The sequence below is a fragment of the Psychrobacter cibarius genome (assembly GCF_016107535.1).
Lineage (GTDB): Bacteria > Pseudomonadota > Gammaproteobacteria > Pseudomonadales > Moraxellaceae > Psychrobacter > Psychrobacter cibarius.
In genome coordinates this window covers 1-6,934 of the sequence record NZ_JABASQ010000043.1, presented here as the reverse complement: position 1 = coordinate 6,934, position 6,934 = coordinate 1, and the positions used below count along the sequence as shown (strand labels likewise).

Here is a 6,934-nt window from a genome sequence, read left to right as displayed (position 1 = left end):
TTGCCAACGATCATGGCCACAAAATTGCTGCCTTCTATGTCGAAAACGAATCAGGCGCTATCTTGGCGCGACCAAAGCTGATGCAGCTGATTGAAGACGCTCATAAGGGCGATGTGATCTTAGTTGAGCAGATTGATCGCTTGGCGCGTTTGAACCAAGCTGATTGGGATACGCTAAAAAGAATGCTATCAGAGAAAAAGCTCTCTATCGTATCAAAAGAGCTGCCGACCTCATATATGGCGCTTCAATCTGAAAGCAGCACTGAATTTATGAGCAGTGTATTGCAGGCCATTAACTCGATGATGCTGGATATGCTCGCAGCCATTGCTCGAAAAGATTATGAGGATCGCCGTAACCGTCAGATGCAAGGGATTGCTCGTGCTAAGGCAGAAGGTAAGTATTCAGGACGCAGGAAAGATATGGAGAAGCGTAAGATTATTGCCAGTCTACTCAAATCAGGTCATAGCTATTCTGAGATACAAGGTATGACCAAGTGCTCACGGCATCTGATCGCTGATGTGGCCAAGGAAAGACCGAAGATGCTCAGTAGTCATTAAGTGGTTCCAATATAGTAGTCTACTATGAGTAGTCTATTAATGGATTAATGAGCCTTTTTAGAGGGTCCCTCGGTGTACAACTATAAGCAACTCGACGGCAGCCATTACTATCAAATTCTTACATATAAATTGCTCGATAGGAGTCAAATCTATTATAAATAGAAGCTCGCTTACTACCTGACTCAAGTAGATTAGGGCGGTTCAGTTTTTACTATGACAGCAAACAAGCGTATTAAATACCGTTATGACGATGTTACTTTTATTGTTATTTATTGTAACTAAAAAGCTTAGAAATTTGACTACTAGTTTCCATTAGAGTATAATACTGCACCTAATATATCCTATTTGCAACATACATAAGTTAACCTAACTTATGGGCCATCTTATTAAATTAAATCTTTCGAATAGAAAATTATTTTAATACCCTTTACCATATCTCTTTTTTAAAACTCAGTTAGTTAATGTATTTGGTCTATCATGTTAGAACCATTTATAAATAACCGAACGCCTATCCTTTTGTAAATTTTCTAGGAACTAGGATGAGTTTTGTAGAGCGAGCGTTAATAGGGTTTAAATGCCTTGTGTATTTATTGATACAACATAGCCACCTTTTTTTAAATGGAACCCTTATGAAAAAAATTCTTCTAGCTACCTCTGCAATCGTTCTAAGCATTTCAAGCGCCTATGCTTCTGATGGTAATATCACCATTACAGGTCAAATCACAGACAGAACTTGTACTGTAGATAGCAAGTCTAAAGATTTAGCTGTAGTGCTGCCTACTGTATCTGCTGTGTCATTAGCGCCAGGTCAAACTGCAGGTCGTACCCCTTTTACTATTAGCTTAACCAACTGCTCGGAAGGTAAAGTGGCTACTTACTTTGAGCCAGGCTCTACTGTAGATTATGATTCAGGCCGTCTAAACAACGCTACCGGTACTGCTGAAAACGTACAAGTTCAGCTACTAGGCGACAACAACCAAGTTATCCCAGTACTTGCAAAAACAGCAGGCACTCAAGCTAACTCTCAAGAAATTAACGTTGCCGCTGGTGGCTCAGCCGCTTTAAACTACTATGCTGAATACTATGCTAAAGCTCAAGCTACAGCCGGTAGCGTAGCCACTTCTGTTAAATACACGATCGTTTACCCATAGTCACTACTTTAGTCACTAGAAAGTTAACCATGTTGTAAGACTAAATGAGCTAAGGTAAGCAATTACCTTAGCTTTTATATTTTAAATTACAGAAGAGATACAACATCATGCTATTGAATTGCAAATTATTAAGCCGCAAAATGTGTAGAACAGCTCTACTGGCATTAATGCTACCTTTTACAGCTGCTAATGCTGATGTGGTTATCCATGGTACTCGTGTTATATACCCTTCTGATGCTCGTGAAATAACCGTTAAGGTAACTAATGAAGGCACAAGCCCAGCCTTAGTGCAAGCTTGGATCGATGAAGGCGATGCTAAAATCACTCCCGATCAATCCAAATCACCATTTGTTATTACCCCGCCTATCACTCGTGTTGAGCCGGGTAAAGGCCAATCGTTACGAGTTAGTGCTTTGCCTGGCGTTAATTCGCTTAGCAAAACTCAAGAAAGCTTGTTTTGGTTGAATGTATTAGATATTCCGCCGAAACCCACTAAAAAAGATGCTGATAGTGGCTCAGATAACTTTTTGCAATTGGCGATTCGCTCACGTCTTAAGTTCTTTTATCGTCCTGCAGGACTTAAGGGGGATAGCTTGTCTGCGCCTAAACAATTACAGTGGTCAGTTCAAGGCAATACCTTGACCATTAAAAATCCCACTCCTTATCACGTTACTATTACTTCTATTGTGCAAAAACCTGTCGGTGCTGCAACAGATAAAGTAGAGGTACTAACTGATGGGATGATGCTAGCTCCATTTTCTGAACAAAAAATTAATGTTAAAAACCCTAATCTAAAAGGCATGACCTTTACCACAATCAATGATTATGGTGGCCGAGTACAGCAGGTAGCTGAATAAAGGGTTATTTTCACCCCTTTAACTATTTATAATCATACGTGTTTTAATCATGCGTGTGCGATAAAGGGTGACTGAAACCATGGATAAGGCAAAAATAATAAAAAATCCTATAAAACGTACGCTTAGCTACTCACTATTACTTGGAGTGGTAACCTTAAGTCTTTCAAGTTTGACAGTGGCTGCTGCTGAAAATGGGGACTCCGGAGCGATATCTGCTGATTTTGATGCAGGTTTTTTGATTGGTGATGCCAAAAAAATTGACATCAACAAATTTGCTAATGGCAACCCTATTTTACCAGGTGAATATAGCTTAGATGTTTATGTTAACGGCAACTGGTTTGGCAAACAACGCTTGGTATTTAAGCCTACCCCAGATGACAAAAGCTCATTCACTTGCTTTACGCCCAAGCAACTACTTGAGTACGGCATCAAAGCTGAGCTGATTAAAGAAAAGGCCAAAGACTCCACCAATAACTGTCTACCGCTTGAGCAGTGGGTAGATGCTGCCTTTTATAACTTTGATATGTCAAATTTGAAGCTTGAGATCTCTATTCCTCAAATTGCCATGCAAAATAATGCCCGAGGTTATGTCGATCCTAGTATCTGGGATAGGGGAATCAATGCCGGTTTTGCCTCTTATAACGCCAGTGCATACAAAACCTTTGATAACGCTCTCAATCAAGAAAATACGAATGCGTTTGTCTCACTCAATGCTGGGCTTAACTTGGCTAGCTGGCAGCTTCGTCACAATGGACAGTGGGCCTGGTCCGACCGTGAGGACAGTAAGTCTGAATATACTGCAGTAAATACCTATTTACAGCGCGCTTTTCCTAAGCAGCGTGGAGTGCTTACTTTAGGCGATAGCTTTAGTGAAGGAGATATATTTGATACTTTCGGTTATCGCGGCGGAGCTTTTGCCAGTGATGATCGTATGCTGCCCAGTAGCTTAAGTGGCTATGCACCGCGTATTCGAGGCAATGCCAAGACCAATGCTAAGGTAGAGGTGCGCCAACAAGGTCAGCTTATCTATCAAACCAATGTATCAGCCGGCAGCTTTGAGATTAACGACCTATACCCCACAGGCTTTGGTGGACAGCTAGAAGTGTCTGTCATTGAAGCCGATGGGGAAGTACAAAAATTCTCTCTTCCTTATACTTCGGTGGCTCAAATGCTACGCCCTGGCTTAAGCCGCTATGCGGTGGTAGCCGGTAATTACCGCAACAAAGAGATTGATAAAGACCCTTTTATTGTACAGGGTCAGTATCAGCGCGGTATCAATAACTTCATTACTGCCTATGGCGGGGCACAAGCATCTGAAGAGTACAAAGCAGTGGCTCTGGGCAGCGCTTTTGCTACTCGATTGGGCGCAGTGGCTTTGGACGTAACCCACTCAGATACCGATTTTAAAAACCGGGACTCAGAAACCGGACAAAGTTACCGTGTCAGTTATAGCAAGCTGATTAGCCCAACCAATACCAATGTAACTTTGGCCGCATATCGTTATTCAACGCAAGGTTTTTACCGTCTGGCAGATGCCTTTAAAGCCCAAGAGCAGGACAGAGAGGGTCTTGGCGCCTTATATATTGGTAAACAGCGCAGTGAGTTTCAGGTAACCTTAAACCAAGGCTTACCTAATGAGTGGGGTAACTTCTATTTAACTGGGGCTTGGGTGGATTATTGGGACAAACAAGAAGATACTAAACAGTATCAGTTCGGTTATAACAATACGTACAAAGGTGTCAGCTACGGCTTATCTGCTAATAAACGAGTGGTAGAAAATGCCACATCAGGCAAAGTTATTGACGACACTCAGTATATGCTTACCTTATCGCTACCGTTATCTATTAAACGCAGTGCGGTTACCCTAAATTCATACTCCACTCAAGACAATTCCACAGTCGGTATCAATGGCTCGCTTGGCAACAGAGCAAGCTATGGTGCTACGTTATCTACTGACTATGGCGAAAACCCAAGCTTAAATACCAATGCTCAGTATCGCAGTAATTATACTACCTTATCAGGTACTTACTCTGTGGCCGATGGCTATCAACAACTGGGTCTGTCTGCTGGAGGTAACGTAGTAGCACACCCAGCCGGTGTGGTATTTGGTCCTGATCAGGGAAGAACCATGGTATTGGTTTATGCACCAGGTGCTGAAGGTGCTAAAGTGAATAATACCGATCAGCTTACCATTAATAAATCCGGCTATGCAGTTATCCCTTACGTTACTCCTTATCGTATTAACGATGTATCATTAGATACCGTAGGCATGTCCGATGATGTAGAGCTTGAGGGTGCAAGTCAACGAGTCGCTCCGTATGAAGGCTCAGTGACTAAGGTAGATTTTTTAACCAAATTAGGTAAGGCGATATACATCCACACTGTTGATGACAAAGGAAATACTCTGCCTTTTGGTGCAGATGTCATTGATTCGAATGATGAACATATTGGTATAGTTGCTCAAGGAAGCTTGGTATACTTACGGACACCAAAGTTATCTGATACCATCACCGTTAAATGGGGTGATGAACAAAATGAGCAGTGTCAAATGGCGTATGATATAACCAATTTAGCCAAAGATAAAACCCAATCAATGATTACCCTAGAAGGGGTATGTCATGGATTGTAAGAGCTACTTCTTGTCAGCGGCTGTACTTGTGGGCTGTAGCCTTGGTGCAACCCAAGCACAGGCAAGGTGTAGTCTAAGCTATGGCTTTACTACGGTAAATATTAATATGGCTATTGGGAAGGTAACGGCTAAGCCGAACGACCCAGTGGGTAAAGTTTTATACACTCGGCGCGTTAATATACCTGCTAATCCTAACTCTCAAATGGTTTGCGATTGGTGGAGTGGGGGCACAGTACAGGCAGTTATCTTGAATAATCAGGGGCTTGCAATGCAGCCTAGTATATATAAGACTAACGTACCAGGTATTGGTATTCGCTTGTATCGAGAGTTGATAGGTGGAGATGGTTTTTCGGGATATTACCCTTATTCTTCAAGTTTAAATAGGGATACAAGATACTCTTTAGGTGAAGGGTACTTTGTTATTGAAATTGTTAAGACGGGCGAGGCTACTGGTACAGGCAGCCTAGCGCAAGGTCTATACAGTAGTTATTACCTTGAAGGTTATTCCAATCGTCCCATTCTAACCAGTACCGTAACTGGTGATACCATTACGATTACCTCTTCTTCTTGTGAGATAAAAAGTAATGCCAATAAAGTGGTTCAGTTACCCACAATGAAGAATACAGACTTTAAAGGTGTGGGTTCTACCCAAGGCGAGCAGGCCTTTGATATCAATATCTTGTGTAATGGGGGTAAAAACATTCAGACACCTGATAAAATTAGTGTCAGCTTTGACTATGAAGCTGCTAATAACAACAATAGTGTTCTAAAAAATATTGCTCCTACTAATACACAAGCAAAAGGGGTGGGTACGCAACTGGTATCTAAATATAATAAAGCTGATAAAGTTATTGCCAAGGGCGAGCCGCTAAGCCTTGGTACACTTAATGCCAGTCAAACCATAAGCTATACACTGCCAATGGTAGCCCGTTATTACCAAACCGATCGTGTGGTAACTGCAGGTGAGGTGAGGTCGATAGCCACAGTGACTATTGATTATGATTAGATTTGATGGCTTATCTTCAAAAGTAGCCTGAACCATACAGATCATTTTCTGTATTGCCTGAGCTGCACCCAATCATAACGATAGACGCTACTGCAATTAACCACCTGGACATATTGATTCGCATGGTACGCCGTCCTTATCACGGTCTAGCTTGGTATTTCCACATTTGAGTGCTTGTTTGGCTTGTTCACAGCTAACCATCTGCCCACAAGTGCGCGGTAAGCCTTTGCATTGAGAGCCGCCAGCACTTTTAGCAAACAACGGATGCTCTACCTCAACATCACTATAAAATGGATTATTAGTGACTGTAACTGCTGCCTGAGAAGATAAAGCAAAGAGAGATAACGCCATACTTAAAATAACTTTTTTCATAAAACCTACTTTTTTTGATATCTAGAACACTGCTTTCAAGCATTAATAATACCCTATATTTGTTCAATAAAGTGAGTGCTATATAACTAACCGTCAGATTTACACAGCAGATTATTTATAATTTGCCTGATAGACGGGTTAATGCCATAGTTGTTCACTGAACGTTCTGGACAGTTGTACTGTACAGGTCTTAAAAACGTACTTGAACACTAGGTGAATAATGAACATATCGGTGACAAAAGCGGCAAAAGAATGGGGTGTATCAAGAACGACGATCTATCAGAAAGTCAATGACGGTGAGCTTTCGAGAACAGCAGATAAGAAAATAGACGTTTCAGAAATGTTGCGCGTGTTTGGTGAGC

At 41.6% G+C, this 6,934-nt stretch carries 7 protein-coding genes; 6 read left to right on the top strand and 1 reads right to left on the bottom strand.

The genetic code is table 11. The features are described from left to right. From JFC08_RS13370 to JFC08_RS13350, 5 genes are all read left to right on the top strand, one after another. Nucleotides 1-557, top strand: a 557-nt coding sequence (locus tag JFC08_RS13370; protein WP_198331071.1) for a recombinase family protein, incomplete at its 5' end; no start/stop codon positions are given. A gap of 629 nt (nt 558-1,186) precedes the next feature. Next, nucleotides 1,187-1,708 carry a fimbrial protein gene (locus tag JFC08_RS13365; RefSeq protein ID WP_198331070.1) on the top strand — a complete coding sequence of 174 codons (522 nt, stop codon included), beginning with the start codon at nt 1,187-1,189 and terminating at the stop codon, nt 1,706-1,708. Between the two features lie 140 nt (nt 1,709-1,848). Next, entirely contained in the window at nt 1,849-2,565 is a 717-nt protein-coding gene (locus JFC08_RS13360; RefSeq protein WP_227678805.1) for a fimbrial biogenesis chaperone, read from the top strand. 79 nt (nt 2,566-2,644) lie between these two features. Then, nucleotides 2,645-5,194 carry a fimbria/pilus outer membrane usher protein gene (locus tag JFC08_RS13355; protein WP_198331068.1) on the top strand — a complete coding sequence of 850 codons (2,550 nt, stop codon included), beginning with the start codon at nt 2,645-2,647 and terminating at the stop codon, nt 5,192-5,194. Beyond that, nucleotides 5,184-6,200 (top strand): fimbrial protein, encoded by a 1,017-nt coding sequence (locus JFC08_RS13350; protein ID WP_227697795.1) that lies wholly within the window; start codon nt 5,184-5,186, stop codon nt 6,198-6,200. Before JFC08_RS13355 ends, JFC08_RS13350 begins: the two co-directional genes overlap by 11 nt. A 96-nt stretch (nt 6,201-6,296) precedes the next feature. Here JFC08_RS13350 and JFC08_RS13345 read toward each other — a convergent pair whose 3' ends face one another. Beyond that, complete coding sequence (locus tag JFC08_RS13345; RefSeq protein WP_198331067.1) at nt 6,297-6,572, bottom strand: excalibur calcium-binding domain-containing protein; 276 nt, start codon at nt 6,570-6,572, stop codon at nt 6,297-6,299. A gap of 220 nt (nt 6,573-6,792) precedes the next feature. Here JFC08_RS13345 and JFC08_RS14080 point away from each other — a divergent pair. After that, nucleotides 6,793-6,934: helix-turn-helix domain-containing protein (locus JFC08_RS14080; protein ID WP_198331055.1), on the top strand; the 142-nt coding region annotated here is incomplete at its 3' end.

Excerpts from the sequence above, each read along its gene's own strand:
- JFC08_RS13355 (WP_198331068.1), top strand. The coding sequence starts at position 2,645 with ATGGATAAGGCAAAAATAATAAAAAATCCTATAAAACGTACGCTTAGC.
- JFC08_RS13350 (WP_227697795.1), top strand. The coding sequence starts at position 5,184 with ATGGATTGTAAGAGCTACTTCTTGTCAGCGGCTGTACTTGTGGGCTGT.
- JFC08_RS13360 (WP_227678805.1), top strand. The coding sequence starts at position 1,849 with ATGTGTAGAACAGCTCTACTGGCATTAATGCTACCTTTTACAGCTGCT.
- JFC08_RS13345 (WP_198331067.1), bottom strand. The coding sequence starts at position 6,572 with ATGAAAAAAGTTATTTTAAGTATGGCGTTATCTCTCTTTGCTTTATCT.
- JFC08_RS13365 (WP_198331070.1), top strand. The coding sequence starts at position 1,187 with ATGAAAAAAATTCTTCTAGCTACCTCTGCAATCGTTCTAAGCATTTCA.